Genomic DNA, 25,824 nt, shown 5'->3' with positions numbered 1-25,824 from the left:
GTTGCAGATGCGCGGCGTCGGGCCGCCACGGGTGGAATTCTTGCAAAGATATGTGTCGCTTCTGCTTTTCATTGTCCTGGTGCTGGGCGGCGGCCTGCTGATCGGTTACGCGACCTTGCCGGACGCCTGGTACGCATCGCTGGCCAAGCCGCCCTTCAATCCACCCAACTGGGTCTTTGGGCCTGCCTGGACACTGCTCTATGTGCTTATCTCCGTGGCCGGCTGGCGGACCTGGGTACGAGAACCCAAGGGAACCACGATGAAGGTCTGGGGCGCCCAGCTCGTCCTGAATTTCGCGTGGTCGCCAACCTTCTTCGGCGCCAAGATGATGGGACCTGCCTTGGTCGTCATTGTGCTTCTTCTCGCGATCATCCTGCTGTTCATCGCCAGCGCCTGGAACCGCGACCGGCTGTCCGGCTCGCTGTTTGTGCCTTACGCGGCCTGGGTGGCGTTCGCCACTCTGCTCAACGCCTCGCTTCTGTGGTTGAACTAGGACGCTCGCATTGTCGTTTGCTGCAGTGCAGCAAAAGCATTTGCCTGCCGCTCCTGCCTCTGCGATAAGCTTTCCCGGCAAACGTGAAGGCATCAGCGATGGCAGCAAAGATCGTACCGGCCCCGGACTATGAGGATCGCGTCAGGGCATCCTTCGCCCGCCAGCAGGCGATGGCGACGATCGGCGCCGAACTGACACTGGTGACGCCCGGCATCATCGAGATCGAGATGCCCTATTCGGCCGCCCTGACCCAGCAGCACGGCTTTCTCCACGCTGGCGTTATTTCAACCGCTCTCGACTCGGCCTGCGGTTACGCGGCATTCTCGCTGATGCCGGAATATTCCGGCGTGCTGACCATCGAGTTCAAGGTCAACCTCCTGGCGCCGGGCAGGGGCGAACGTTTCCTGTTCCGTGGCTCGGTGACCAAGCCCGGCCGCACCATCATCGTCGCCGACGGCCAGGCCTATGCCTTCGCCGCCGACGGCGAGGCCAAGCTGATCGCCACCATGACGGGGACCATGATGACAGTGGTTGGCCGCGACGGGATTGCTGGGTGAGGAGCTGTCCGCGTAGCGGACGAAAAGCCCCAGAATGGGCTTTTCGAGCGACGAACGCCCGGAGCCATAGCGAAGGGCCGGGCACAGGTGAGGGCACGTCACCCCTCTTGTCTCCAGCGTAGGTAGTATGGGCAGGAAGAGTAGATCATGACCGGAAACACTACCCGAATTGGGGGCAAGGATGTCCTCTTCGTCATGGCTGCGCAGGCTGAATACGGGCCACATCTGCAAAAACTGTTAACGCCGCTGATGACGGGCGTCGGCCCTGTCGAAGCCGGTGTCCGCCTTGGCGCCGAACTCTCCTGGTTGAAATCCGAAAAGGCCTTGCCGGACCTCGTCGTATCGCTCGGCTCAGCCGGCAGCCGGACCCTGGAACAGACCGAAATCTATCAGGCCGTCTCCGTCAGTTATCGCGACATCGATGCCTCGCCGCTGGGTTTCGAGAAAGGCGCGACACCGTTTCTCGACCTGCCGGTGACCGTGCCGCTGCCGTTCCGGATTCCTGAAATCAAGGAAGCCACGCTGTCGACCGGCGGCGCCATCATTACCGGTACCGCCTATGACACGATCGCGGCCGACATGGTCGATATGGAAACCTTCGCCTGCCTGCGTGCCTGCCAGCTGTTCGATGTACCCTTGATCGGGCTGCGCGGCATTTCCGACGGCGCTGCAGATCTCAGGCATGTCAGCGACTGGACCGAATATCTGCACGTCATCGACGAGAAGCTGGCGGACGCGGTCACGCGCCTCGAACAGTCGATCGGGTCGGGCGCAATCGATTTTAGGGCTGCTGACGCGGCAGGTTCTTAGCGTTGCCGAACAGCACCCCGATCATCCTGAAACGAACGGCGTTGTCGCGGTTGACGTAGGTGACGGATCCCGGTTCATGGTCCAGGGTCCAGCGCCCTGTCACACCCGTGTCCCAGTCCGTGACATAGCCATCATCGAGCATCCTCCAGCGCCCGCTGCGCGCCTCACCATCATCGAGCAGCATGTGTGCGGCGCCTTCGTTCTCGAAATAGACGTAAGCCTCCTTGCCGTTTCGCTCCAGCACATGGGTCGTACCTGGAATGAGGATTGCAAGACTTTCCTTTTGCAGTGCCGTCATGTTGTTCTCCTGAGTAAATTCGGCGATTGCCTCGGCCACGGTCGCCACGTAAGGTGAGCGCATAGTCAAGTTGCTTGACTATCTAAAGGGTGAATTGAATTTGGTCAAGGAGCTTGACGAAAAAATCGAAGCCCTGCCCGATCACGTCGGCTGGCGGTTATGGCAGGCAAGCCGCGCCTGGCAGGCCGAATTCGCCGCCGCGATGCGCACCGCCGGCCACGGCTGGTTCACCGAAGCGCGCGCAGGGCTGCTGGGGCATATCCCCCGCGGCGGCATTCGTCAGGCGGCGCTGATCGAGCGCTCGGCAATCTCCAAGCAGGCGGTCCAACAATTGCTCGACGGGCTGGAGGCGGAGGGCGTGGTGCAGCGTCTGCCCGATCCGCGGGACGGGCGCGGCAAGCTTGTCGGCTACACGCGCAAGGGTCTGGATGCCTTGCGTGACGGCGACCGCATCAAGCTCCAGATCGAGCATGGCTACGTCGAACGCATCGGCCAGCAGCGGTTCGCGGCGCTAATGGATGCATTGCGCACGCTCGATGCCGAGCAGGCGGACGCCAGTGATAAAAAGGCCGGCGTTCAGTGAACGGCGCGGCTTTGTAACCCATTGCGTCGACTCATTTCTTTCTCTAAACGCTCGCCATGAAAACAGCCAATCATCCCGACACCGTCCTGATTGTCGATTTCGGCAGCCAGTTTACGCAGCTCATCGCCCGCCGCATCCGTGAGGCCGGCGTGTTTTCCGAGATCGTGCCGTTCCAGTCGGCAGAAGCCGCGTTCAAGCGCATCAATCCGAAAGCCGTCATCCTCTCGGGCGGCCCGGCTTCTACGTCTGATATAGGCAGCCCGCGCGCGCCGCAGATCGTCTTCGATGCCGGCGTGCCGGTGCTTGGCATCTGCTATGGCCAGATGGCCATGTGCGTGCAGATGGGCGGTGTCGCCGAGAGCTCCAACCATCGCGAATTCGGCCGCGCCTTCGTCGAGATCGAGAAGGACAGTCCGCTCTTCGAGGGCTTGTGGGCCACCGGCCAGCGCCATCAGGTCTGGATGAGCCATGGCGACCGCGTCATCGCTTTGCCGCCCGGTTTTCAGGTTTTTGGCAAGTCTGAAAGCTCGCCCTTCGCCATCTTCGGCAATGTCGAGCGCAAGATGTACGGCATCATGTTCCACCCGGAAGTGGTGCACACGCCGGACGGCGCCAGGCTGCTCAGGAACTTCGTCCACAACATCGCCGGCATCGAAGGCGATTGGACGATGCGCGCCTACCGCGAACACGCCGTCGAGGCGATCCGTAAACAGGTCGGCAAGGGCAAGGTCATCTGCGCGCTGTCGGGCGGCGTGGATTCTTCGGTCGCCGCGCTCTTGATCCATGAGGCGGTCGGCGACCAGCTGACCTGCATCCTTGTCGACCATGGCCTGATGCGCAAGGACGAGGCTGCGGGTGTGGTGGCGATGTTCCGTCAGCACTACAATCTGCCGTTGATCCTGGTCGATGCCTCGGAAAAATTCATCTCGGCGCTGGAAGGCGAGGTTGACCCCGAGAAGAAGCGCAAGACCATCGGCCGGCTGTTCATCGAAGTGTTCGAAGAAGAGGCCAAAAAACTCGGCGGCGCCGATTTCTTGGCGCAAGGCACGCTTTACCCCGATGTTATCGAGAGCGTCTCCTTCACCGGCGGCCCGTCGGTGACCATCAAGTCGCACCACAATGTCGGCGGCCTGCCTGCGCGCATGAACATGCAACTGGTCGAGCCGTTGCGTGAACTGTTCAAGGACGAGGTGAGGGCACTCGGCAAGGAACTCGGCCTGCCCGAAAGCTTCATCGGCCGCCATCCGTTCCCGGGACCGGGTCTCGCCATACGCTGCCCGGGCGGCATCACCCGCGAGAAGCTCGAGATCCTGCGCGAGGCCGACGCCATCTATCTCGACGAGATCCGCAAGGCCGGCCTCTACGACGCCATCTGGCAGGCCTTCGCCGTGCTGCTGCCCGTGCAAACCGTCGGCGTGATGGGCGACGGCCGCACCTACGAATTCGTCTGCGCGCTGCGCGCCGTGACCTCGGTCGACGGCATGACGGCCGACTTCTACCACTACGACATGGCCTTCCTGGGTGCCGCCGCCACGCGCATCATAAACGAGGTCCGCGGCATCAACCGCGTCGTCTACGACGTGACATCGAAGCCGCCTGGTACGATCGAGTGGGAATGATTCAGGCCCACTCAGACGTCGCCGAGAATACCTCAATCTGCGACGTAACATACTGAAAATAAAAATAAATCCATCCAGGGACAATCAGCTGCAATCGGCACGCAGAGATTGGCTTTGACGGACCGCTTGACGGACCTTCCGCATATTGCCCACCCGATTTTTTCTGAGTACCGTCAGAGTCAATGAGGCTCGTGACGGTACTTTTTTATGCATAAGGCGTTGAAAAGAAAGGGTATTTCCGGTCACGAAGCCTCGAAATTGTACTGACGGTACTTTTCAAGAGGCAATGGGTATGCTGACGGACGCCGCCCTTAAGGCGCTGAAACCAAAACAGAAAATCTACAAGATTGCAGACCGTGACGGCATGTATATCAGGGTCATGCCCAGTGGCGCGATCTCGTTTCGGCTGGATTACAGGCTCAACGGGCGTCGCGAGACGGTCTATCTCGGCAGGTATGGGCGGGACGGAATCTCGCTCGCCTTGGCTCGAGAGAAGTGCCTTGACGCGAAGCGCGCTGTTCGCGAGGGACGATCGCCGGCCATCGAGAAGCAGCGCGCGAAGCGCCGCCTGAAAGAGGCTAAGAGTTTTGGCGAGTTCGGGGAGAAGTGGCTCACAGCCGCGCCGATGGCCGACAGCACGCGCGCCATGCGGCGCTCCATCTTCGAGCGAGAGCTTCTTCCGGTCTGGCGCAATCGCCTCCTGACGGAGATCACTCCGGACGATCTACGAGCCCACTGTGGCAGCATCGTCGAACGTGGTGCTCCTGCGACCGCTATCCACGTAAGAGACATCTTGAAGCAGATTTACGGCTTTGCGATCCTGCACGGGGAGAAGGTGGCCAACCCGGCCGCTGAAGTTGGGCCCGCATCGATTGCTACGTTCGTGCCAAAGGACCGTTCGCTTTCGCCTTCAGAGATTCGCGTGATGCTGAAGCAGCTCGAGCACATCGCCACACTTCCCACGATCCGCTTGGGAATGCGGCTTTACCTGCTCACGATGGTGCGAAAGAGCGAGCTGCAGGACGCGGTTTGGGACGAGGTCGATTTCGAGAATGCGGTCTGGACGATCCCGAAAGAACGCATGAAGCGATCGAAGGCGCATAACGTCTACCTGTCACGCCAGGTGCTCGACATCATGATTGCGCTGAAGACCTGTGCAGGAAATTCCAGATACCTTCTTCCATCGCGGTACGATGCGGATGCACCGATGTCGCGCGCCACCTTTAACCGCGTCACCTACGCGGTCGTCGAGCGGGCGAAGGCCGAGGGGCTGCCTCTGGAGCCGTTTACGGTTCATGACCTGCGGCGAACGGGCTCGACGCTGTTGAATGAACTTGGTTTCAACAGCGATTGGATTGAGAAATGCCTGGCGCACGAGGACGGGCGCTCGTCGCGTGGTGTTTACAACAAGGCCGAATATGAGGTGCAACGCCGCCACATGATGCAGGAATGGTCGGATATCGTCGATGCCTGGGTCGGCGGCAAGAAATATGGGCCGACACTGATCCCGCCGTCGCTGCCGATCTTGGAGTCTGATCCGGCCCTTTGATTCCACACAAGGGTTGTATGGCGCATCACGCACGTTCTGGCCCGAGGTTCGCCGAGTTCGTTGTTCCTGCTACGCATTAATATGAAACTCTGTGGCGCCGGTATTATAGCTGGACGATAATATGGTGAGGCGGTTCGGGACTCACTACTGCCAGGCATTAGTAAGCCACTTTTTGTGATTCCTATTAACGCTTGACGTTAATAACGTGTGCCAATATGATTCTTGATAACGTTTTACGATAATAAGAGGATGCCGATGGCTTTCGAAGGACGGAGCGGGCGATATGTCCGACAGCCTGCCGGCTATCGCGCTTTTATACCTTCGCCGTTGCCACCTCAGCCGCCTCTGGCGATTGATGCCGAACTTCAAAGTCTCCTCTCAAGAGCGGATCGGGCTCTAGGACGGCTTGATGGATCCATACAGACCCTTCCCAATCCCGATTTGTTTGTGATGATGTATGTTAGAAAGGAAGCCGTTCTATCCAGCCAAATCGAAGGAACTCAGGCATCCATAAATGATCTTTTGAAAGCAGAGGCGGAAATCTACGATCAACAAATGCCAAAAGATGTTGATGAGGTCGTCAATTATATATCTGCGATGAATCATGGGATCAGCCGGCTCGACGAACTGCCTCTGTCGGTTCGCTTGATCACGGAAATTCACGAAAAACTCCTTCATGGTGTTCGCGGACATAAGCTTCAACCGGGAGAGCTTCGCCGAAGTCAGAATTGGATCGGCCCAGGCGGAAGCAACCTAAATTCCGCTAGTTTTGTCCCACCTCCTCACGAGGAAGCTGCGTTAGCATTGAGCGACCTTGAAAAATTTCTTCACGCTGATGACCATATCCCGCCGCTCATAAAGATTGGCCTGAGCCATGCGCAGTTTGAAATGATCCACCCGTTTCTTGACGGTAATGGGCGGGTGGGAAGGCTCCTCATCGCATTCTTTCTGTTTGAAAGACGCCTGTTGATGAAACCCGTCCTCTACCTCTCACACTATTTCAAGCAACACCGGCAGGAGTATTACGATCGTCTTCAGAGCACCCGCGTTGATGGAGACTGGGAAGGATGGATCAGGTTCTTTCTTAAAGGGGTCGGTGACGTAGCCGAACAGGCGACTGAAACCGCTAGAGAGATCGTCAGTCTCAGAGAGGGCCACAGATCGATAATATCCGATAAATTTGGCAACTCAGCAGGAAAAGCCAACAAGGTTTTGGAGCACTTATACCGGCGACCCACTGTAAGCATAAACAATGTCCGAGACGTTCTTGGGATCAGTTTCCCAAATGCAAGCGCCCTTGTCGATAAATTTGTCGATACGGAGATTTTGGTCGAAATCACGGGGCAAGCTCGCAACAGGCGCTTCTTTTATTCGCCTTACATCAGTCTGTTCTCTAACCTATGAACGACCTCGGAATACGTATTTCCGCCCGCCCAGTGGGTGACAGCGAAATGCTACCGGCGGATGCCGCCTAAACGTGCTGTCTCTTAGGTGTCCGCCAACGCCTATCACGCCACCTATGGCGTTCTTCAGCCTGATCGGCATTTCTTCACGTCGGGATTTGGTCCGTGGACGGACGCTCAGCGACTGGCGTCCGTCCACGGACCATCTTCCCTGGCTCGCACCAGGACCTTCGGCTGCACTCCGGCGACCCCACATCGTACACGAAAGTCGAACCACGTTTGCCGGATCTGCCCAGGCCGCCGACTGGCTTGTGCTACCTACCCAAACGCGCAGCATCATCTTCCTCCATGATGTCTTCGAGTGTCGGGCGCTTGTTGTTGAAGGTCATCAGCCGGAAATCGAGCCCTACAATGTTCATGAGCGTGAGCAGGCGTTTGAAACCCATGTCGGATACCCTGCCATTCTCAAGCGCCTCGATCCTCGCCCGGCTGACCCCGGAAAGCTCGGCGAGTTTTTCCCGTGCCAGCTTTCGCTGCTTTCTGGCATTCTTGATCTCATTGCCAAGATCGTTCAGGTCGATCATTTTCGCCTCACAAATTAGCTTTTCTAGCTTTTGTGAGGAGAATAGCTTATATAATGGCTGTTTTCGAGGGTCCGATAACCGTGACATCAGACGGCATCATGCCGATCATAAGCAGCAAGCTCCGAACGCTTTTTGCTCCTGATCATCATCGCCATCATGCCGCCGGCGTGATCGTGCCGACGTGACCATCAGTGATCTTCGGCGGGGTGGATGGTTATCACAGATGTCCCGAATCTCGGGTTAGCAGCTTTCGACGTTCGCGACCGCTCAATCTGGTTTATGGACGCCTACCTGAGGCCTGAACCGGTTGTTGGCGCGACCTGCCCAGTGGACCTTGCGGCGCCATGCGTCCGCCGCAGCGGCACATTGTGTCCAAACTGATTGATCATCGACACTGTACCGTGGCGATCGTCCCCCTATGCCTACGGTATTTGTGCCCGATCTCGCGCTCTGACAGGAGAGGTTTTCCGTAAACGCACATCAGGAGGACTCGCTCGGGGGATCGGAACTGCCCTGCGAGCCTGCAGCCAGGCTTCTACTTCGGCCAGATCCCAAACCACGCACCGAGGGGTGAGAGCGAAGCGTCGTGGAAATTGCCCGCGTTGTTCCATTTCATAGATTGTGCTGTCGGCAAGAGGTACGATTTCGCGCAGTTCCTTGCGGCGGATCGTCCGCTTTGTTGCACTTTTCCCGGGACCAGTCATAGCCCCATTCCTCCATCGCTAAGCAGACGATTGAAGCTGATGGTCTTCAGGGAAGGAAATGGCGAAAGCCGGCAAGCGTATGCTGGGCGGTCATTTCGTAAATATCGGCCGGTGAGGGTTAGATGTGGCCGGGATCGACCACATGCGTCATGCGCGGCGGATTGCTTCCTGCTCTGCGGTCACGTTAGCGAGCAAAGTTTCATATGGCGCCCTTCGCCGGGAGCGGTCGGTCCCGCATCCGAGCGCCGGAAAAACCGGCAAGGAATAGAATGGTGAAAGTCCATTTCAGTGAAGGAGTAGCAATCCACATTGGCTCCGAGCCGTGCGCCGACGCCCGCGAGGTCGTCGGTGAAGCGTCGGTAGGATAAGGCACAGGCCAGCCATTGAGCCGGGTAAGGGACCTAATCTCGAGTGCCGACGGCGTGGATGCTCCGGAAGGCAACATGGTAGGGCGCGTTATTGCGAGTGCCCGACCAACTCGGCGTGGTCGTAGAACCTGGCATGTGCGGAAATTCCTTGTTCGGGAACCGGGAGATCTCACGATTGACCAAGGTGGTAACACCTTCCTTGGTCCGTATCGGGAAAGCGAAAGCACGAGCCGATGATGAACGATCGTGAGAAGTCAGACGTTGCCGTAGTAGCTATGAAGCTGACGAACAAGGCCGGGGAACCGGCTGCGGAGTCGGTGGAGCCAAGGGCAACGACCAAGGGAAATGCGGATCAGCAAACCACGCGCCGGGCACAGGACCGGGAAAGCGTGTCACATGCGCTGGACCGCATACGGCAAGTCGCAAGACTTAGGAAGCAGGAGAGGTTCACCAGCCTCTTTCACCATCTCAATCTAGAAACGTTGAGGACGGCATTCTACGCTCTACGGCGTGATGCAGCCCCCGGCGTCGATGGGCTGACATGGCGAGCCTACGAAGCGGACCTTGATCACCTGATCGAGAATCTGCGCGATAGGCTCCAAAGAGGTGCATACCGGGCAAGCCCCGCACGGCGGCAGTACATACCAAAGCCGGACGGACGCCAACGCCCGCTCGCAATCGCCGCCCTTGAGGACAAAATTGTCCAAAGAGCGACGGTCGCGGTGCTGAACGCGATCTACGAGGAAGACTTCCTCGGGTTCTCGTATGGTTTCCGGCCCGGACGCGGCCAGCACGATGCGCTGGACGCACTCGCGGTCGGGATCGAAAAGCGAAAGGTGAACTTCATACTGGACGCTGATATCCAGCAGTTCATCGACCGGGTCAGTCAGGAATGGCTGGTCAGGTTCCTGAACCATCGGATCGGCGACCAGCGCGTCATCCGTCTCATCCAGAAGTGGCTGAAGGCGGGCGTTTTGGAAGAAGGGATCGTCACGACGTCTGAACAGGGAACGGGTCAGGGATCGGTGGCTTCGCCACTGCTCGCGAACCTCTACCTGCACTACGTCTTCGACCTTTGGGCTAACCGCTGGCGACAGCGGTCAGCCACGGGCAACATGATCATCGTGCGCTACGCGGACGACATCGTGGTGGGCTTCGAACGAGAAGCTGACGCACACCGTTTCCAGATCGAGATGCGAGAACGGTTGGAGAAGTTCTCTCTGTCATTGCACCCCGAGAAAACGCGCCTGCTAATGTTTGGCCGCTACGCGGCCAGTCGTCGTCGGGAACGTGGTCTTGGAAAACCGGAAACCTTCGACTTTCTCGGCTTTACCCATATCTGCGGCAAATCTCTGCGGGGAGACTTCATGCTTCTGCGGAAGTCCCGCCGCGACCGTATGAGGGCGAAGCTCCGGGAGATCAAGGACCGGCTGCGATGGTTGAGAAACCGGCCAATTCGCGAACAAGCGAAATGGCTCAGGCAGGTCGTGCGCGGATACTATGAGTATCACGCGGTGCCCGCCAACCTGCGATCGCTTCGGGCATTCGGGAGCATGTCATCTTCCTGTGGAAGCTGGCTCTGAGACACCGTGGCCAGATGGACACGACGTCAACGTCCCGAGTGGAAAAGCTCGCAGCGCGGTGGCTTCCGAAACCAAGAATCCTGCATCCCTGGCCGGCAATCCGCTTCGCCGTCAAACACCCAAGGTAGGAGCCGTATGCGGGAATTCTGCACGTACGGATCTGTGCGGGGGGCGCTCAGCAATGAGCGTCCCTACCGCGATCGCCTCACGGCGGCGCTATACTGATGCTCCTTCGGCCGCCCTGTTGAACCGGTCTCAGGGCCACGAACCTGCTCCAGCACCGAACTGACTTATTCCCGCTGACGGACATTTCGGTGCTTCCGCCTTGTACGCCCTTTTTCACATTGGTCGGGAGAGCAGGAGCTCTCCCGCCGGGGAGTCAGAGGGGGGGCGGGTTTTTCGCGACGGGTTGAAAGCGGAAGGAGAGGCCTTCGGCGCCCGTCGCGGAGAACCGCAATGTCTGTCCGGACCAATCGAACTCATCCTGTCGCCGATCGGTCGAATCTCTACGACGAGATCACCGGCAAGATAATTGCCGAGCTGGAAGCGGGTTGTTTTCCTTGGGTTCAGCCATAGGCTGCTCCGCAGCAAAGGCCTCGCTCTGCCAAAGCAGAACCTTCGCCAGCCCGTCGAGAAGGGAGGCGATCGATTTCGCATGGGGGCCGCAGACGGATCTCGCCGGCCCGCTAGTTGCCGGCATTCAGGGCCTTCTCGATCTCTCCGGCAGAGACCAGAACATCATCAAAGCTCGGTGCCGCCCCGAAAATCATGGCGGTCGTGTTGGCATAGTCGCGGCCGAGCGCATCGACCATCTTGTTCGTCGGCTCGATCGCGAAGCTCCCGGGGACGGCGGAGGCCAGGTCGAAGTCCAGGCGATCGAAGAACATGCGGGCATGCCGTACGCAATCGGCGCCGAGATCGAGGTCGGCAAGCGCAGCCTTGCCGGTGTCTGATTGCACAAGGCAATGCAGGTCGTAATAGTGGCGCGACACCCGCTGGCCCTCCTGTCGCAGTCCCCCGCGCCGCTCAAACCAGCGGCGCAACCCGTGAGCAATGACCACCTTGTCCCAGAACGTCCGCGCCGCCTCGATCGTCGTCACCTCTGGCACCACCAGATCGATCCCCGCGGCCTCATCGGCGACATAGGGGGTGATTCTCAGCGGCCGGTGGGGATCGAGCGCCGATTTCGCGCCCGACTCAAGACGTATGGCCGGTCGAACATACGCCCCGTCGCGCGGCTCCACCTCCGGGTACCATAGCAGCAGGGTCTGCCGGTCGGGATCGGCGTCATCGACCTCCATGCGCCCCGCCCCATTGGTGACATCCGCCAATTGCGCGGCGAGGAACGCGTTGAGCGGGCCGGTGATATAGGCGCGGCATGCGTCTCGAATGGCGTCGAGTTTGGCGCGGCGCTTTTTATTGGACAGCGCCTCGAGATCTTCGACTGAGGCCGGCTCCTCGAGGTCGTCGCGGAACACGGTAACGTCGATGTCCTCGGAAAAGCGCTTGATGAGGTCATAGCCTTTCGACAGCGAGGTGCCGCCCTTGAAGAGCAGCCGCGGCTCGCCCGCCGGCCGCTCATGATAGAGCGCATTGAGCGTCCAGCAGACCCAGAAGTCCTTTTCCACATTGCCCACCGGAGCGCCGATGCGATTGGCCGTGGCGAGGAACAGGTCGAGCCTGTCGCGTGGTGGCGCGGCAATGATTTGGCCGTAAGCGTCAGTGCTCATCGCTTGCCTGGGCCGTAGCATCGGGCACGAGCAGCTCGCGCAAGAACTCCTGCATCCAGATCGGCATCGCCGAAAGCCCGGCGCGAAGGTCCTCGCGGATGGCATCACCATGCTTCGCATCTGCAAGAAGGCGGCGCAATTGCGTGCGGATGCGTTCTCGTTCGCTCTCCTGGGCGAGCATGTCCTGCACCCAATGCAGGGCTTGGACGACCCGCATCCCCGGCCGGCCAGACCAATAGAGGCGGCTTGGCGCCGCGTACTTGAAGTGGATTTCCTGGGTGCCCAGCTTGATCGGTTTCAATCGCGCATCGACTAGCACCTCGATCTTTGCCGGCACGGCCGTGGTCAGGCCCAAATCGTTGGCTGCTGTCATGCCATCGATGACGGCGCGCGCGTTGTCGCGCCGGGTCACAGCGCGGATCACGGCCCGATAGTCGGGCACTGTCACTCGGCCGGTCAAGCTGTTCGTCCGCGGTTGGTCGTAGAGACCACGATCGATCCGGCGCAACTCCTGGGCAGCAGCCAGCCGCTGCAGCGTCTTGTCGACCGCCGCACGTGCGCCGAGATCAGCGAAGTCGCCTGGCGTCCACACCTCGTCGGGCTTGGACAGGATTCGCGCAAGCACGCGCGTGCGAGTGTCGGTATCGGGTGCAACCGTGATCATGTCCGAAATATGCCACAAGCTTCGGACATCAGCAAGCCTCATAGTCCGAAGAATGCTACAAATTTCGGACAGTCACTCAAGGCCACGCACTCCTGCCCATGTGTGCGGCGATCGAGCTGGGCTCCATACTGCGGCCAAGATGGGCTGCGAGATCACTCGAAATGGACATCAGGTGGTGCGTGGCGAGCACTGGGCGACCATCGCCTCGCTCATAGAAACCGCGAAGCTCAACGGCGTCGACCCGTACGCTTACCTCGCTGACGTCATCGCCCGCATCGTTGCCGGCCATCCACAAAGCCAGCTCGACGACCTGCTGCCCTGGGCCTACACCCTGCGCCACTCAAGGCCGTGGCCTAAAAACAGCGGTTACGCCTATCGGGGGACATCGGAGGTTCGACATTCCGTGCAAGTTGCATCAATGCCCGATGGAAGTCTAAAGAAATTGAGTAATTGGCGGCTCGACCCCTGATGACTACTGGCCCTTGAAGCGATACTTCTCTGCAGGGATCCTCTCTATGAGGATAGCAGTCAAAGACGTTCTTGATCCCAAGGCCGCGCTCCAAGTTCCAAGCAAGTCACGCGTGTGTGGCGGGTTTTCGCGGTCCGCTCCTTCGGAAAGCGCAGCAACAGCGTGAAGCTTACCTTCTTTCGGTCGACGGTCGCGCCCGTGACAGGGCTGAATGCTGGCGGATCGAAATTGTGCAGGAAGGTTCTCGTCATACCGCCAGCGCCCGCTTGAGATCGTCATGCTCGAAAGCGCTGGCCATGCGGCTGATCTCTGCCGATCGAGCGCCGACCGCCTTGGCTGTATCGCGCCAAGTCGCGGTCACGGTCGCGACCTCTTTGATAATCGCGCGCGCCTGCGGCAGGGTGAGCGCGAAAAACTCGGACGCCGCCTCCAGCAGATCGAGCGAACAGGTGCCCTCGTTGAGATCGATGTTCGTGGTCAGCACCCGCGCCTTGAGATCGGTCGGAACGGGATTTAGGTCGTATGCCGGCGAGAGAGACCACCCCGCCTTTCCCAGCCACAGGAAACCGTGATTGCGGAGGTGGTCGTCGACATTGGAAATCAGCACATTGAAGACGACACGCCGGTAGAGGGAGTGGGCGTCCGTCTTCCCCCGGGCGCCATGTTCGGCAAGGGCGTCGACGATCTCCGGGTAGCTGCCCCGCTCGCCGTCCTTCGCGCCCATCATCGCCATCGCCGACAGGAACGGGATACGGATCGCACCATCACGGTCGAAGCGTCGCGACAGCATGACCGCCTTACCGGCGACATCGATCAGCTCGTGTTGGGGAGTGGCGATACCAGCCTGTCCTGCCAGCTGCAGTGCGATCTCTTCCCAGGTCTCCATGCTGTAGTCGTCAATCTCCTTCGGAAACTTGGCGATGGAGAGATGGCCATGTTGGTCGATGACCGACGCCTTCGGACGCGCACCGCCAAGGGAGGAGCCTGGGGCAAAGATGAGCTGCAGGTCTTCATCCGTTTCCTCATCCCGGAGGATCCGTTCGGTGATCTGGAGCAGCCGGCCAAGCTCGATCAGGGCAGGAACGCCCGCACGGATCGGCGCTTGGAAAGTCTCTTCGCCGACCCAGCGGAAGCGGAGTGCGCCAAGCCGGGTCTCGTCGGCGACACCGAGCAGGTAGTCGCTTTCTACAAGCGTGCGAACCGCGCGGCCTTCCCGGTCGGCGAGACGGCGTTCGGCGCGCTGCATGAGACGCCGGCCCCAGGTATCCGGCGCTGAGTCACCGATAGAGCCGAAAGTTGCAAGACCGGCAGGAGGGGCGAAGGCGCCGCGGGTCAGAGCAAGAGCTGGCTCGAGCGAGAAGCGGTCCGGGTCCTCAAGCCATGCGCCGTCATACTCGAAGAGGATGGTCTCGGTGCCCCGGACGCGATTGCTCCTCGCCAGTCCGATCGGGCGTGTGCGGCCGTCCAAATCGATATGGATCTCGAAGTCAGCCATCGCGGGACGATCCCGTTGGCCGCTTGAGGTGGACATGCTTGGGTAGGTCGGCGCTGGCGAGCGCTTGACCGACGCGGTCGTTGCTGATGTCGGCGACCTGGCTCAGGCCGTCGAGGAGGCCGAGCGCCTGCAGGACGCCCGCATAAATGCCGACGCTGACGTTGGTGTCCCCGGCTTCGACCCTTTGCAGCGTCGAGCGAGACGTGAAGGCGCGCTCGGCTACGACCGCCATCGGCAGCCGTCGGCGTCGACGGGCATCATGGATGTCCGCCCCAAGCTTGCGCAGCGCGCGCCGCACCGCAGCAGGAGGGTTGTGTGGAGTTGGAATTTTGACACCTTCGTACTACAGATCGACCAAGTATGTAGCACGAAGATTACAATTTTGCTAGACCCTTGAGGGCCTTATCTTAGTAGAGAACGAAGGTTCGATCTTACCGCTCTCGTGACGGCATCGACCGGGACCCTCCGGACGTCGGCGATCGCGGCGACCGTCGTTTTCACGTCCGCGGGCTCACTGGGACGACCGTCCAACCTGAGTGAAGGGGCCGTCTGTCTCCGTCAGTATCCGATCGATTCCGGAGACAGGTCATTCGTCGGATCTCACCGCAGTGAGTTGTTGGCAGACCTCGGCAGGAGGCATTGGCGCGCGCTTCCGCACCTGGATGAACTCGATGCGGGGTTGAAGGAGCTCGAGGGCTAGTAGGTTATGATGTCGTTTCGTGAAGCCCAGGCGGTCGAAGACCTAGCGGACCTTCTCTACGATTTTCTCCCCGGAAGCGGAAACAACAAAACCGCGTTTCCGCTTGCCGCTGCGCAAGCTGGTGTTGGCGATCTGTGGGTCGCAGGCAGCAAGCCGAGCGCTTCATCCAGACGGCGATGCGCGAAAGGGCTTATGCCATCGCCTATCCGACTTCAGATCACCGCGCCGCAGAGTTGCCGGTCTGGCTGCATCGCTACAATTGGCACCGTCCCCACGGGAGCCTAAAGTCCAAAACACCTATCAGTCGCCTCGCTCTAACCGAGGACAACCTGTTGAGGCTCCACACCTAGCCCACGAGGACGGGCGCTCATCGAGAGGTGTCTACAACAAGGCAGAATATGAAGTTCAACGCCGCCATATGGTGCAGGAATGGTCCGACATCGTGGATGCCTGGGTCGATGGCAAGAAGTTCGTCCCCAGGCTCATCCCGCCATCGATGCCGATCCTGGCGCCCGATCCGGCGCTTTAACTGGACGAGCCCCGTGCCGGCTGAATGCTAGGAGAATTGGCCTTGAACGACGGCTGGAAGCCTGCGGTGGAGTCTGCAGCACTTCAATCTAAACAGCTTAAATGTTGGCTATTATATTCTATTTGCCGTGAAAAAGCTGATATTCTAGTCGTTTTTCGCTGATGTTTCGTCTAAAGCCCCCATCAGGTGGATCGTCTTCCCCTCGCAAAGGGAGCACACTCCAGCCTGCCATTCCCTGAGCATCTTTGCGCCGACCTCAGGGGAGCGGCATTCTTCAAAATAGGCCTTCACCCTTCCGGAAACGTCTGAGAGCGCGTCGCAGGTCTGCTCTACGATCTCCGCTACGCGCCCCGGTCGCAGGTTCGCGCGGGTGCCGCCCAAACGGTCAAGCCTCTTTCGGTCGGGCCACGCGGTGGAACCGTCGAGGGTGAGCGCCATTGCATCGTTCTTGATATAGGCCCTTGTCGTGATGAGGTCATACACGGGAGCCAGCCGCACCGGACTGTCCGCGTCTTTGTAAACGACGCCGAAATTCTTCAGGTGTGCGTCGCCATTACGGATGCCGCAGTTAATCACAAACAGGCGGAAGGCGACTTCCAATGACCCTACGGCATGTTCGGGAGAGACGAACTCTTTGATTCGCTTGAAGAGCTTTGTTTCGTACCCTCCGTTGTACTTGTCCTTGCTGGTTACGCCGTTCAGCACACAGAAGTCCTCATATCCGGAGTACGAGCCGTCGGTCAGGTCGAATCTCTCGACCACGAGAGCCATACCATCCTCGGATAGCCGGAAGTCCGGCACCTCGAGACCAACTTCCCGAGCTGCCATAAGGCAGAAGAACTCGTTTGCAGCCAATTCGGGATACTCGTCGGGATCCCACATTTTGACGATGTGGGTAGCTCCGCGGACGCTTAATGACTGGCGTTCGTCCGACGAACCATCCTCCCTGGCTCTGACCAGGACCTTCGGCTGCACTCCAGCGACCCCTGAATGGACTGCGTATGTTTCCAGGAGCTCGTTATAGAGATCACCTGCCCGACGGGCGCGCAGCAGGTCGTCAATGCTTCGGAAAGGGACATCCTCCACCAGTTCCTCGTCCATGCCAGTGAAGCGGATACGGCCGATCTGCGAGCGGCCGACAACGGCGAGCAGGTCGATGTCGTCGAAGTGGCCTAAGGCCTTCGCGAAGGCCGCCCTGATCTTCGCTTCAAGTACCCCCTCAGGAAGGTTCATGTCGAAAATGGGAAGGAGCCCGAACTCCGAATTCCATGATTCGGTCCGCTTGGGCATTGTGAGCGACACCGCGTCGCGGCCGTCGGTCTTCACATCGTACACGAAAGTCGAGCCACGCTTGCCGGATCTGTCCAGGACGCCGACTGGCTGGCTACCTACCCACACGCGCAGCATCGTCTTCCTCCATGATGTCTTCCAGTGTCGGGCGCCTGTTGTTGAACGTCGTCAGCCGGAAATCGAGCCCTACAATGTTCATGAGCGTGAGCACGCCTTTGAAACCCATGTCGGATACCCTGCCGTTCTCAAGCGCCTCGATCCTCGCCCGACTGAGCCCGGAAAGTTCGGCGAGCTTTTCCCGTGTGAGCTTGCGCTGCTTTCTGGCATTCTTGATCTCATTGCCAAGATCGTTCAGGTCGATCATTTCGCCTCACAAATTAGCCGTTTCGAGCTATTGCAAAGAAAATAGCTTATATAGTGGCTGTTTTCAAGGGTGTGATGACGGTGGCTTCAGACGGCATCATGCCGATCATAAGCAGCAAGCCGAACACGCTTTTGCTCCTGATCATCATCGCCATCATCATCGCCATCATCATCGCCATGATCATCGGCTTCATGCCGCCGGCGTGATCGTGCCGACATGACCATCGCTGATCTTCGGCAGGATGGATGGTCACCACAGATGTGCCGGATGTCGGGTTAGCGGCTTTCGACGTTCGCGGCCGCTCAACCTGGTTTCATGGACGCCTACCTGAAGTCCAAACCGGGTGTTGGCGCGACTTGCCCAGTGGGCTTTGAGGCGCCATGCGGCCGCCGCAGCGGCAAATGTGCCCGAACGGATTGATCATCGACACCGCACCGTGGCGATCGTCCCCCTATGCTTACGGTATTTGTGCCCGATCTCGCGCTCTGACAGGAGAGGTTTTCCGTAAACGCACATCAGGAGGATTCGCTCGGGGGATCGGAACTGCCCTGCGAGCTTGCAGCCAGGCTTCTACTTCGGCCAGATCCCAAACCACGCACCGAGGGGTGAGAGCGAAGCGTCGAGGAAATTGCCCGCGTTGTTCCATTTCATAAATCGTACTGTCTGCAAGCGGCACCATTTCGCGCAACTGATGCCTGCGGATTGTACGCTTCAGTGCTTCTTCATTCGATCGCGTCATCTCGTACTCCTGAGCAGTGGTCCGAAATTGAAGGCGATTGTATCCGATCGGAAAAGAGCCCCAGCTCGGACGTCGTATAATCGGCGGTTTCGACCTGTGAAAGGGACAGGGGCGCCTACGCCCATGGTTCGACTGAATTGGAAGAACGACTGCCTCTTCGCCGGTCGGGGATTGGTAGCGGAGAGCGATACCGTCTTTCCCCCCACTCGGAGACTATGCGATATTTTCTACAGTGTCGGGCGTGATGGGCCTGCCTCGGTGCTGCAAAGACCGGTATGGAACGGGAGAGTCGGTGCAAACGGCAGCGTTGCGCCTCATCGCTGTCGAATGGTTCAATTTTGCTGTTGGCCAAAATCGGCCATCCTCCGACGTTGGTGAATGCGGTCTCCTGACCACCCGACAGGCGTGACGGCGTAGCTGGTAGATGGGACGCCGTCTGCCTGCTGACTAGAGCCCCCAGTCCAAGGGTGCATCCACCCTACACCTTCGCATCGCGTGACAGATGCTTCCGTTCGATAGTTTGCGCCGGCACCTCCGATGCATTGTCTGGGCGAAACAGCCGATGCGCCGCCCCTGGGGCTCGGTCAGACACATCAACCCTGAAACGCGAACGAGGAGTTTCGTCATGAAGATTGTAGTGATTGGTGGCACCGGGCTGATCGGCTCGAAGACAGTCGAGCGGCTCCGTAAGAAGGGCCATGACGTGCTCGCTGCATCGCCGAATGGCGGTGTCAATACGATCACCGGCGAGGGCCTCGCCGGCGCACTCGCGGGAGCGCAAGTCGTCATCGACCTGGCGAATTCGCCGTCCTTCGAGGACAAGGCCGTTCTGGAGTTCTTCGAGACCTCCGGTCAGAACTTGCTCGCAGCAGAGAAGGCGGCGGGCGTGAAGCACCATGTCGCGCTTTCGATCGTGGGGGCCGAGCGCCTGCCTGACAGTGGCTACATGCGCGCCAAGATGGCCCAGGAAAGGCTTATCCGAGGCTCCGGCATCCCCTACACGATCGTCCACTCCACCCAGTTTTTCGAGTTTCTAGGCGGTATCGCTCAATCAGGAACCGTCGGGGACGTCACCACAGTTTCGAGTGCCTATTTTCAACCAATCGCGTCAGATGACGTCTCCGATATCATGACCGATGTCGCGCTCTCGCCGCCGGCCAACGGCGTTGTTGAGATCGCAGGTCCGGAGCCGATCCGCATGAGCGAGCTGGTCGCGCGGTTCCTGAAGGCCACGAACGATCCGCGCAAAGTCAACGCGGATCCCCGCGCGCGATATTTCGGCACGGAGCTCGACGACCGCTCGCTCGTTCCGACCGATCATCCGCGCATCGGTAAGACGCGCTTCGAAGACTGGTTCAGCCACGCCCCGCTCCAGCACCACTGATTGTACGGCTTGCGCTCGCACGGCTCCATGTGAGTCATAATTAAAAAGAAAGTAAGTGGAGCAAATGAAATCCCTTTCCGCTGGATCAAGCGGCTGGCGGGCAATAAGCCCAGGGAGAATATGATGGTATATCATATAAAAGAGCAAGCAGACGGCAATGGTTACGTCGGATTTTATGTCTACAATGATGAAAAATACATTGCCGGCCCGTGGGTAGAAGACTGGGAGGCGACACATTACATCGAAACGTTGACTCAAGGCCGCTACATGGCCGGGGCCGACAGGACGACCGTCATGCGCGGTCGCAGAAGTGACGGCACACTGGTACTACGCGACGATTCTGAGCAGCAACCCCGCGATGCCGGGGACGTCCGAAGAGATCCGGCCGGCTGCGCATCGCGCCGCGACGTTTTGTTGGGCGCCTTCACCGTCACGGTTGCGGCCGGCCTTGTACAAGGCGCGCCTGCACGGGCGGAGGAAAGCCAAAACCTTCAATCTGCCGGGGCAAGCACAGGAGCAAAAGACATGAGCATGGTTACCGCCGCCGACGGCACGGGAATCTTCTACAAGGATTGGGGCCCAAAGGATGCCCAGCCGATCGTCTTCCACCACGGGTGGCCTCTAAGCGGCGACGATTGGGACGCACAGATGCTCTATTTTCTCGGCGAGGGCTACCGCGTCATCGCCCATGACCGGCGCGGTCATGGCCGCTCGGCGCAGATTAGCGAAGGTCACGACATGGACCACTATGCAGCCGATGCTGCCGCAGTGGTCGAGCATCTCGACTTGAGAGAGGCGATTCACATCGGTCACTCCACTGGCGGCGGCGAGGCTACCCACTATGTCGCGCGGCATGGCCAGCGTCAGGGTCGCGTGGCGAAGCTCGTGCTTATCAGCGCCGTGCCGCCGATAGTGGTGAAGACGGCTACCAATCCGGGTGGATTGCCAATCGAAGTTTTTGACGGCTTGCGCAAGGCGCTCGCCGGTAATCGGCCGCAGTTCTATCTCGATTTCGCAAGCGGTCCCTTTTACGGATTCAATCGGCCGGGCGCTGCGCCAATTCCAGGTGTCATCGAGAACTGGTGGCGGCAAGCGATGATGGGCGGCGCCAAGGCGCAGTATGACGGCGTCAAGGCCTTTTCGGAGACCGACTTCACTGAAGACCTCAAGGCCATCGACGTGCCCACACTTGTGATGCACGGCGACGACGACCAGATCGTTCCGATCCATGACTCGGCGCTGTTGTCCGCAAAGATCCTCAAGCGCGGGACACTCAAGGTCTACGAGAAATTCCCGCACGGCATGTGCACGACCGAGGCCGACACAGTGAACCCTGACCTGCTCGCCTTCATCAGGTCATAGGCTCGCGCCGCCTCCCCCCGGCAAGAGCCCGATCGCCGGCCGGCCCTCCCATCGGCCGGCGATCCCCCATCACAACCAGGAGCCAAGACAATGATCAGGACTGCACTCTTCATCGCTGCTGTTGCAGCCATCTCCGCAACCGGCGCATTGGCCGACGATTCGCACGGTCCTAAGGCCACGCTGGTCTACGATCACCCGCTACCCAACGTTCCAGGCAAGAGCATCAAGGGCGTGCTTGTCGAATACGAGCCCGGCGGCAGTTCCCAGGCGCACACTCACGCAAAATCGGCATTCATCTATGCCACGGTCCTCGAAGGAGCAATCAACACGCAGGTCAATCACGGTCCGATAAAGACTTATCGGGCCGGCGAAAACTTTTCCGAGTTTCCGGGTGATCATCACACGTTCGAGGAGAATGCCAGCAAGACGGAACGCGCGCGCATGCTTGCCGTATTCATTGTCGACACGAACGACACCAACCTGACGACACCCGAAAAGTGAGCTCGACAGAAGGACAGGCGATCTCTCGGAGGACTTTGATGCAAATCGAACAACTCAACGCGATGACGAAGGCTCGCCTGATGGTGATCGACGCCAACGCGGCGGTGCAAGCCGCCGCGCTTTCGCTTTCGAGGCCCGGTATTGGCCTTGTCGTCGTATGCGACGACAACGGAGCGGCCGCTGGCGTGCTCAGCAAATCCGACCTTATCCGCCACCTTACCAGCCCGAAATCGCCGGCGCCGCCGGCCTCGGCCCTCATGACCAGCCCAATCGTGTCATGCAGCCCGCTGGATGATCTGCACACTGTTTACCAGGCCATGGCTTCGCGAAGCCTGCAGAACCTCCCAGTGCTTGACGTCGGCGCAAAGCCTCTTGGCATATTGGACATACGCGATGCAATGAGAGCTCTTTTCCGTGCGGAAGAGGTCCAGGAGCAAATGCTCTTCAACTATGTCACCGGTGTCGGATATCGCTAGCTGGATCGCCGCGCTGTATTCACCACTTAGCCTCGGCGAGATGGCCGTCAGCCGCGCGTCGGCGGGGCGAACCGACGTTTTGACGGGCCGAGCCTGTCCTGCTGTGGCCGTGGCGTCTGCCTGTTATCTTGAACATAATTGCTCAAACGCAAAGCTATTCATTGCAGCAATTCGTGCGGATGAGAATAATGCGCTCTTAAGTGCTTCCGATCTCGTAAATATATATAAATAAAGCATGATCGATAGCGGTTTGTTTGCGTGTACTATACCTTGAGGCAGATGTTCTTTGTCGGCCAACATTCAAAATGTACGTCGAGCCGTGTCAACCGGACGAGACAGGGATGACGAATGCAGGGGTTTTTCCGGTTTCTCTCTGCAGCCAACGAAGAGGCAGGCGAGCGTCTTACCTGTCCGGCTTCCGATTTTTGAGCGTAGGGCCATTCCGCTCTCGCGCGAAGCACCATGAACGCCAGGATGAATGAGATGTCCGAGATGCCCGCGACCACCAGTTTCTCCAACGCACCCGAGGCGGCCGTGCCTCGGCAGCCGGCGGCCTTCGTCGAGCAAGCCGCTCGGCCCTCGGCCGAACAGTCAGGCCTCTTGCCGGTTTCCACGGAGGCTACTCCCGATGGCATCATCGCGCCGGTGTCCAGGCGCCGTCGCTTCAAGCGCATCGCATTTGCGACAGCCCTTCTGGCCAGCGCAACTGCGGGAGGTTATTGGGGCTACGGTTACTGGACCGCAGGCCAGTATCTGGAGTCTACCGACGACGCCTATTTGAAGGCCGACTACACGACGGTCGCGCCGAAGGTCTCGGGCTACATTGCCGCTGTGCTGGTGCATGACAACCAGACTGTCGAGACCGGGCAGGTTCTCGCCCGCATCGACGACCGCGACTTCCGTGCCGCGCTCGCCCAGGCGGATGCCTCGGTTAAGGCTTCCGTGGCGGCCGTCCACAATCTCGACGCGCAGATCGCGCTCCAGCAGTCACTGATCTTGCAGGCAAGGGCGACGGTCGCCGCAACGCAGGCCTCGCTGACATTCGCCAGCGCTGACGCCGACCGCTATGCGACGCTGGCAAGGAGCGGCACCGGCACTGCCCAGAAAGCCGAAGCAAGCCGCGCCCAGGCCGATCAACTCATCGCCGGGTTGCAGCGCGACCAGGCTTCCCTAGCCGCCGCACAGGCTAAGATCGACGTACTCGCCACCGAGCGCGACAGTGCCGTTGCCCAAACGGATCGCGCCGAGGCAGCTTCCGAGCAGGCCCGACTGAACCTTTCCTATGCCACAATCGCGGCTCCGGTCGACGGCACGGTCGGCGCACGCACGCTCAGGGTTGGACAGTATGTGGCATCAGGCACGCAGCTGATGGCTGTGGTGCCGCTGGATGCCGTCTATGTCGTCGCCAACTTCAAGGAGACGCAGCTCGCTCATGTGCGTCCCGGGCAGCCGGTGCGCGTCACCGTCGACGGCTTCCCTGGCGTCGAATTGACCGGTCACGTCGACAGCCTGTCGCCGGCGAGCGGCCTGGAATTCGCGTTGCTGCCGCCCGACAACGCGACCGGCAACTTCACCAAGATCGTGCAGCGTATCCCGGTGAGGATCGCCATCGACGATCACAAGCTCGGCGGGCTGCTCAGGTCCGGCATGTCCGTCGAACCGACCGTCAACACCAAAGCGACCGTGCTGGCGGATGGTCGTTCCACAGTTTCGCGATGATTGACACTGGCGCCATTCTTCCCAGCGCTCGAGGAGTTGCAGCAATGACAACCGCCGTCTCCTCGCTTCCCACTTCCGCCGGCGCCACCCAGAACGCGGCCGGGGCCGCCGGTGCCGCCAATTCGCCGCGCGTATGGGTGGCGGTGGTCGGCTCTGCTCTCGGTGCATTCATGGCCGTGCTCAACATCCAGATCGTCAATGCGTCGCTGGCGGACATCCAGGGGGCGATTGGCGCTGGCATCGACGACGGCGGCTGGATCTCGACGTCCTACCTCATAGCGGAGATTGTGGTGATCCCGCTGACCGGCTGGCTGTCCCAGGTCTTCTCGCTGCGCATCTATCTGATCACCAACGCGGTGCTGTTCCTCGCCTTCTCGGTCGCCTGCGCCTTCGCCGCCAATCTAGGTCAGATGATCATCCTAAGAGCGATCCAGGGTTTCACCGGAGGCGTGCTCATCCCGCTCGCCTTCACCATTGTCATCACGCTGTTGCCGAAAGCCAAGCAGCCGATCGGCCTGGCAATGTTCGCACTATCGGCGACGTTCGCGCCAGCGATAGGCCCGACCATCGGCGGCTATCTCACCGAGAATTGGGGCTGGCAGTATATCTTCTACGTCAACCTGGTACCCGGCGCGCTCATGGTCGGCATGCTGTGGTTTTCGCTCGATCGCCAGCCGATGCGGCTTGGCCTGCTCGCCAAAGGCGACTGGCCGGGCATCGTCACCATGGCCATAGGGCTTGCCGCCCTGCAGACCGTGCTCGAGGAAGGCAACAAGGACGACTGGTTCGGCTCGCCCCTCATCGCGCGGCTGACGATCGTCGCGGCCGCGTCGCTGACCCTGTTCGTCTGGATCGAGTTGGCTTCGGATCATCCGCTGCTGAACCTCAGGCTGCTGGTTCGCCGCAACTTCGGCTTCGGTGTCCTCGCGAACTTCCTGCTCGGTACCGCGCTCTACGGCTCGGTCTTCATCGTGCCTGTCTATCTCGGCCGCATTCAGGGCTACAATGCCGAGCAGATCGGCATGGTGCTTGCCTGGACCGGCCTGCCGCAACTCCTCCTGATCCCGCTGGTGCCTGGCCTTATGCAGCGCTTCGACATCCGTCTCATCATTGCGGTCGGCTTTGCCTTGTTTGCCGCCTCTAATTTCATGAACATCCATATGAGCGCAGCATATGCCAGCGACCAGCTGTTCTTGCCGAACATCGTACGCGCCATCGGGCAGGCCCTTATACTGGCGCCGCTTTCGGCGATCGCCACATCAGGCATCGAGAATGAGAATGCCGGCTCGGCCTCAGCGCTATTCAACATGACCCGCAACCTCGGCGGCGCCGTCGGCATCGCGCTGCTCCAGACCTTCCTTACCAAGCGCGAGCAGTACCATTCGAACGTGCTGGTTCAGTCGGTGTCGGTGTTTGAGGAGGCAACCCGCGTCCGCGTCACGCGGCTCACTGCCTACTTCCTCTCGCACGGCATCAACGACCAGGCATTTGCCGCTCAAAAAGCGATAGTTGCGATCGCCCTAAGGGTCCGTCAGCAGGCCTTTGTCATGGCCTTCAACGACACCTTCTTCCTGCTTGGCGTCAGCTTGACGATCGCGTTGGCGGCCGTCCTGTTGCTGAAGAACCCTGGTCATATAGCAGCCGGGGGTGCCCACTAACCTACTGTGCGGAGCAGCCGGGAACGCCACCGGACATCAATTCGCTGGTTCGAGCTCCAGGGCCAGTAGGCGCAACGCATGGATTTCCATAGGATGCGGCTTTGGCATGGCCGCACTAGGATGCAGTGTGAATTCGCGAGCCCAGATAGGTGCTGCGCCAAGCGCTGATGATTCTCACGCCGCCCTTGTCAGG

Annotated in this window: 25 protein-coding genes and 3 pseudogenes; 18 read left to right on the top strand and 10 right to left on the bottom strand. The window is 59.9% G+C overall.

Going from position 1 to position 25,824, the window contains the following annotated elements:
- Positions 1-7 precede the first annotated feature (7 nt).
- The 3 genes from HGP13_RS32040 (at position 8) to HGP13_RS32030 (ending at position 1,860) form a co-directional block, all read left to right on the top strand.
- The gene (locus HGP13_RS32040; RefSeq protein WP_172234948.1) at positions 8-493 is read left to right on the top strand and encodes a TspO/MBR family protein; all 486 of its coding nucleotides are present in this window, start codon (positions 8-10) and stop codon (positions 491-493) included.
- Positions 494-591: 98 nt separating this feature from the next.
- Positions 592-1,050, top strand: a complete 459-nt coding sequence (locus HGP13_RS32035) for a PaaI family thioesterase (protein ID WP_172233529.1) — start codon at positions 592-594, stop codon at positions 1,048-1,050.
- A gap of 147 nt (positions 1,051-1,197) precedes the next feature.
- Positions 1,198-1,860 carry a 5'-methylthioadenosine/S-adenosylhomocysteine nucleosidase gene (locus HGP13_RS32030; protein ID WP_172233526.1) on the top strand — a complete coding sequence of 221 codons (663 nt, stop codon included), beginning with the start codon at positions 1,198-1,200 and terminating at the stop codon, positions 1,858-1,860.
- Here HGP13_RS32030 and HGP13_RS32025 read toward each other — a convergent pair.
- Positions 1,832-2,158 carry a hypothetical protein gene (locus HGP13_RS32025; RefSeq protein WP_172233523.1) on the bottom strand — a complete coding sequence of 109 codons (327 nt, stop codon included), beginning with the start codon at positions 2,156-2,158 and terminating at the stop codon, positions 1,832-1,834. The genes HGP13_RS32030 and HGP13_RS32025 overlap by 29 nt on opposite strands.
- 70 nt (positions 2,159-2,228) lie before the next feature.
- Here HGP13_RS32025 and HGP13_RS32020 point away from each other — a divergent pair, with 70 nt between their 5' ends.
- The 4 genes from HGP13_RS32020 (at position 2,229) to HGP13_RS32005 (ending at position 7,313) form a co-directional block, all read left to right on the top strand.
- On the top strand, positions 2,229-2,741 hold the full coding sequence (locus HGP13_RS32020; protein ID WP_246707193.1) for a MarR family winged helix-turn-helix transcriptional regulator: 513 nt from the start codon (positions 2,229-2,231) through the stop codon (positions 2,739-2,741).
- Between the two features lie 56 nt (positions 2,742-2,797).
- A complete protein-coding gene (gene guaA, locus HGP13_RS32015; protein WP_172233520.1) occupies positions 2,798-4,360 on the top strand; it encodes a glutamine-hydrolyzing GMP synthase in 1,563 nt (520 codons plus the stop codon).
- Positions 4,361-4,652: 292 nt separating this feature from the next.
- Positions 4,653-5,909, top strand: coding sequence for a site-specific integrase (locus tag HGP13_RS32010; RefSeq protein ID WP_172233517.1), 1,257 nt, complete (start codon positions 4,653-4,655; stop codon positions 5,907-5,909).
- 255 nt (positions 5,910-6,164) lie between these two features.
- Positions 6,165-7,313: a Fic family protein gene (locus HGP13_RS32005; protein ID WP_172233514.1), complete on the top strand. Its 1,149-nt coding sequence runs from the start codon at positions 6,165-6,167 to the stop codon at positions 7,311-7,313.
- A gap of 313 nt (positions 7,314-7,626) precedes the next feature.
- Here HGP13_RS32005 and HGP13_RS32000 read toward each other — a convergent pair whose 3' ends face one another.
- Both HGP13_RS32000 and HGP13_RS31995 read right to left on the bottom strand, forming a co-directional pair.
- Positions 7,627-7,896 carry a helix-turn-helix domain-containing protein gene (locus tag HGP13_RS32000; RefSeq protein ID WP_172233511.1) on the bottom strand — a complete coding sequence of 90 codons (270 nt, stop codon included), beginning with the start codon at positions 7,894-7,896 and terminating at the stop codon, positions 7,627-7,629.
- A 422-nt stretch (positions 7,897-8,318) separates the two neighbouring features.
- Positions 8,319-8,600, bottom strand: a complete 282-nt coding sequence (locus HGP13_RS31995) for an AlpA family phage regulatory protein (RefSeq protein WP_172233508.1) — start codon at positions 8,598-8,600, stop codon at positions 8,319-8,321.
- A 601-nt stretch (positions 8,601-9,201) separates the two neighbouring features.
- Between HGP13_RS31995 and ltrA the strand changes: the two genes are divergently transcribed.
- The gene (gene ltrA, locus HGP13_RS31990; protein ID WP_348648952.1) at positions 9,202-10,551 is read left to right on the top strand and encodes a group II intron reverse transcriptase/maturase; all 1,350 of its coding nucleotides are present in this window, start codon (positions 9,202-9,204) and stop codon (positions 10,549-10,551) included.
- 686 nt (positions 10,552-11,237) lie between these two features.
- Here the strand turns inward: ltrA and HGP13_RS31985 are convergent.
- Together HGP13_RS31985 and HGP13_RS31980 are read right to left on the bottom strand one after the other, a co-directional pair.
- Positions 11,238-12,281 (bottom strand): nucleotidyl transferase AbiEii/AbiGii toxin family protein, encoded by a 1,044-nt coding sequence (locus HGP13_RS31985; RefSeq protein ID WP_172233505.1) that lies wholly within the window; start codon positions 12,279-12,281, stop codon positions 11,238-11,240.
- Complete coding sequence (locus HGP13_RS31980; RefSeq protein WP_172233502.1) at positions 12,271-12,945, bottom strand: DUF6088 family protein; 675 nt, start codon at positions 12,943-12,945, stop codon at positions 12,271-12,273. Before HGP13_RS31980 ends, HGP13_RS31985 begins: the two co-directional genes overlap by 11 nt.
- Positions 12,946-13,126: 181 nt before the next feature.
- On the opposite strand from HGP13_RS31980, the pseudogene HGP13_RS31975 reads away from it, so the two are divergent.
- Positions 13,127-13,276 (top strand): annotated as a pseudogene (locus HGP13_RS31975) (transposase domain-containing protein); the annotation flags it as partial.
- Positions 13,277-13,661: 385 nt separating this feature from the next.
- Here HGP13_RS31975 and HGP13_RS31970 read toward each other — a convergent pair.
- Both HGP13_RS31970 and HGP13_RS31965 read right to left on the bottom strand, forming a co-directional pair.
- Positions 13,662-14,909: a HipA domain-containing protein gene (locus HGP13_RS31970; protein WP_172233499.1), complete on the bottom strand. Its 1,248-nt coding sequence runs from the start codon at positions 14,907-14,909 to the stop codon at positions 13,662-13,664.
- On the bottom strand, positions 14,902-15,237 hold the full coding sequence (locus tag HGP13_RS31965) for a helix-turn-helix transcriptional regulator (protein ID WP_172234946.1): 336 nt from the start codon (positions 15,235-15,237) through the stop codon (positions 14,902-14,904). The genes HGP13_RS31970 and HGP13_RS31965 overlap by 8 nt, the downstream gene beginning before the upstream one ends.
- A 500-nt stretch (positions 15,238-15,737) precedes the next feature.
- On the opposite strand from HGP13_RS31965, the pseudogene HGP13_RS31960 reads away from it, so the two are divergent.
- Together HGP13_RS31960 and HGP13_RS38180 are read left to right on the top strand one after the other, a co-directional pair.
- Positions 15,738-15,959, top strand: a pseudogene (locus tag HGP13_RS31960) (integrase core domain-containing protein); the annotation flags it as partial.
- Positions 15,956-16,138 (top strand): annotated as a pseudogene (locus tag HGP13_RS38180) (integrase); the annotation flags it as partial. The pseudogenes HGP13_RS31960 and HGP13_RS38180, both read left to right, overlap by 4 nt.
- Positions 16,139-16,282: 144 nt before the next feature.
- Here the strand turns inward: HGP13_RS38180 and HGP13_RS31955 are convergent.
- Together HGP13_RS31955 and HGP13_RS31950 are read right to left on the bottom strand one after the other, a co-directional pair.
- Positions 16,283-17,545 carry a type II toxin-antitoxin system HipA family toxin gene (locus HGP13_RS31955; protein WP_172233496.1) on the bottom strand — a complete coding sequence of 421 codons (1,263 nt, stop codon included), beginning with the start codon at positions 17,543-17,545 and terminating at the stop codon, positions 16,283-16,285.
- Positions 17,523-17,792 (bottom strand): helix-turn-helix transcriptional regulator, encoded by a 270-nt coding sequence (locus HGP13_RS31950; protein ID WP_172233493.1) that lies wholly within the window; start codon positions 17,790-17,792, stop codon positions 17,523-17,525. The genes HGP13_RS31955 and HGP13_RS31950 overlap by 23 nt, the downstream gene beginning before the upstream one ends.
- 53 nt (positions 17,793-17,845) lie before the next feature.
- On the opposite strand from HGP13_RS31950, the gene HGP13_RS31945 reads away from it, so the two are divergent.
- Positions 17,846-17,998 carry a hypothetical protein gene (locus HGP13_RS31945; RefSeq protein WP_172233490.1) on the top strand — a complete coding sequence of 51 codons (153 nt, stop codon included), beginning with the start codon at positions 17,846-17,848 and terminating at the stop codon, positions 17,996-17,998.
- A gap of 251 nt (positions 17,999-18,249) precedes the next feature.
- Here HGP13_RS31945 and HGP13_RS31940 read toward each other — a convergent pair whose 3' ends face one another.
- On the bottom strand, positions 18,250-18,531 hold the full coding sequence (locus tag HGP13_RS31940) for an AlpA family phage regulatory protein (RefSeq protein WP_172233487.1): 282 nt from the start codon (positions 18,529-18,531) through the stop codon (positions 18,250-18,252).
- Positions 18,532-19,156: 625 nt separating this feature from the next.
- Between HGP13_RS31940 and HGP13_RS31935 the strand changes: the two genes are divergently transcribed.
- From HGP13_RS31935 to HGP13_RS31910, 6 genes are all read left to right on the top strand, one after another.
- A complete protein-coding gene (locus tag HGP13_RS31935; RefSeq protein ID WP_172234945.1) occupies positions 19,157-19,915 on the top strand; it encodes an SDR family oxidoreductase in 759 nt (252 codons plus the stop codon).
- A gap of 525 nt (positions 19,916-20,440) precedes the next feature.
- Positions 20,441-21,277, top strand: coding sequence for an alpha/beta hydrolase (locus tag HGP13_RS31930; RefSeq protein ID WP_172234944.1), 837 nt, complete (start codon positions 20,441-20,443; stop codon positions 21,275-21,277).
- A gap of 90 nt (positions 21,278-21,367) precedes the next feature.
- Positions 21,368-21,778: a cupin domain-containing protein gene (locus tag HGP13_RS31925; protein ID WP_172233484.1), complete on the top strand. Its 411-nt coding sequence runs from the start codon at positions 21,368-21,370 to the stop codon at positions 21,776-21,778.
- A 38-nt stretch (positions 21,779-21,816) separates the two neighbouring features.
- Entirely contained in the window at positions 21,817-22,254 is a 438-nt protein-coding gene (locus tag HGP13_RS31920; RefSeq protein WP_172234943.1) for a CBS domain-containing protein, read from the top strand.
- A gap of 483 nt (positions 22,255-22,737) precedes the next feature.
- Entirely contained in the window at positions 22,738-23,973 is a 1,236-nt protein-coding gene (locus tag HGP13_RS31915; RefSeq protein ID WP_172233481.1) for an HlyD family secretion protein, read from the top strand.
- A gap of 44 nt (positions 23,974-24,017) precedes the next feature.
- Positions 24,018-25,631 (top strand): MDR family MFS transporter, encoded by a 1,614-nt coding sequence (locus HGP13_RS31910; protein WP_172233478.1) that lies wholly within the window; start codon positions 24,018-24,020, stop codon positions 25,629-25,631.
- Positions 25,632-25,824 lie beyond the last annotated feature (193 nt).

Origin of the sequence: Mesorhizobium sp. NZP2077 (assembly GCF_013170805.1) — a bacterium.
Taxonomy (GTDB): domain Bacteria; phylum Pseudomonadota; class Alphaproteobacteria; order Rhizobiales; family Rhizobiaceae; genus Mesorhizobium.
This window is presented reverse-complemented; position numbering and strand designations above follow the sequence as displayed.

Excerpts from the sequence above, each read along its gene's own strand:
- HGP13_RS32010 (WP_172233517.1), top strand. The coding sequence starts at position 4,653 with ATGCTGACGGACGCCGCCCTTAAGGCGCTGAAACCAAAACAGAAAATC.
- guaA (WP_172233520.1), top strand. The coding sequence starts at position 2,798 with ATGAAAACAGCCAATCATCCCGACACCGTCCTGATTGTCGATTTCGGC.
- HGP13_RS32005 (WP_172233514.1), top strand. The coding sequence starts at position 6,165 with ATGGCTTTCGAAGGACGGAGCGGGCGATATGTCCGACAGCCTGCCGGC.
- ltrA (WP_348648952.1), top strand. The coding sequence starts at position 9,202 with ATGATGAACGATCGTGAGAAGTCAGACGTTGCCGTAGTAGCTATGAAG.
- HGP13_RS31925 (WP_172233484.1), top strand. The coding sequence starts at position 21,368 with ATGATCAGGACTGCACTCTTCATCGCTGCTGTTGCAGCCATCTCCGCA.
- HGP13_RS31915 (WP_172233481.1), top strand. The coding sequence starts at position 22,738 with ATGTCCGAGATGCCCGCGACCACCAGTTTCTCCAACGCACCCGAGGCG.
- HGP13_RS31955 (WP_172233496.1), bottom strand. The coding sequence starts at position 17,545 with ATGCTGCGCGTGTGGGTAGGTAGCCAGCCAGTCGGCGTCCTGGACAGA.
- HGP13_RS31980 (WP_172233502.1), bottom strand. The coding sequence starts at position 12,945 with ATGATCACGGTTGCACCCGATACCGACACTCGCACGCGCGTGCTTGCG.
- HGP13_RS32035 (WP_172233529.1), top strand. The coding sequence starts at position 592 with ATGGCAGCAAAGATCGTACCGGCCCCGGACTATGAGGATCGCGTCAGG.
- HGP13_RS31985 (WP_172233505.1), bottom strand. The coding sequence starts at position 12,281 with ATGAGCACTGACGCTTACGGCCAAATCATTGCCGCGCCACCACGCGAC.
- HGP13_RS32040 (WP_172234948.1), top strand. The coding sequence starts at position 8 with ATGCGCGGCGTCGGGCCGCCACGGGTGGAATTCTTGCAAAGATATGTG.
- HGP13_RS31920 (WP_172234943.1), top strand. The coding sequence starts at position 21,817 with ATGCAAATCGAACAACTCAACGCGATGACGAAGGCTCGCCTGATGGTG.
- HGP13_RS32000 (WP_172233511.1), bottom strand. The coding sequence starts at position 7,896 with ATGATCGACCTGAACGATCTTGGCAATGAGATCAAGAATGCCAGAAAG.
- HGP13_RS32025 (WP_172233523.1), bottom strand. The coding sequence starts at position 2,158 with ATGACGGCACTGCAAAAGGAAAGTCTTGCAATCCTCATTCCAGGTACG.
- HGP13_RS32030 (WP_172233526.1), top strand. The coding sequence starts at position 1,198 with ATGACCGGAAACACTACCCGAATTGGGGGCAAGGATGTCCTCTTCGTC.
- HGP13_RS31940 (WP_172233487.1), bottom strand. The coding sequence starts at position 18,531 with ATGACGCGATCGAATGAAGAAGCACTGAAGCGTACAATCCGCAGGCAT.
- HGP13_RS31995 (WP_172233508.1), bottom strand. The coding sequence starts at position 8,600 with ATGACTGGTCCCGGGAAAAGTGCAACAAAGCGGACGATCCGCCGCAAG.
- HGP13_RS31910 (WP_172233478.1), top strand. The coding sequence starts at position 24,018 with ATGACAACCGCCGTCTCCTCGCTTCCCACTTCCGCCGGCGCCACCCAG.
- HGP13_RS31930 (WP_172234944.1), top strand. The coding sequence starts at position 20,441 with ATGAGCATGGTTACCGCCGCCGACGGCACGGGAATCTTCTACAAGGAT.
- HGP13_RS31950 (WP_172233493.1), bottom strand. The coding sequence starts at position 17,792 with ATGATCGACCTGAACGATCTTGGCAATGAGATCAAGAATGCCAGAAAG.
- HGP13_RS31970 (WP_172233499.1), bottom strand. The coding sequence starts at position 14,909 with ATGGCTGACTTCGAGATCCATATCGATTTGGACGGCCGCACACGCCCG.
- HGP13_RS31935 (WP_172234945.1), top strand. The coding sequence starts at position 19,157 with ATGAAGATTGTAGTGATTGGTGGCACCGGGCTGATCGGCTCGAAGACA.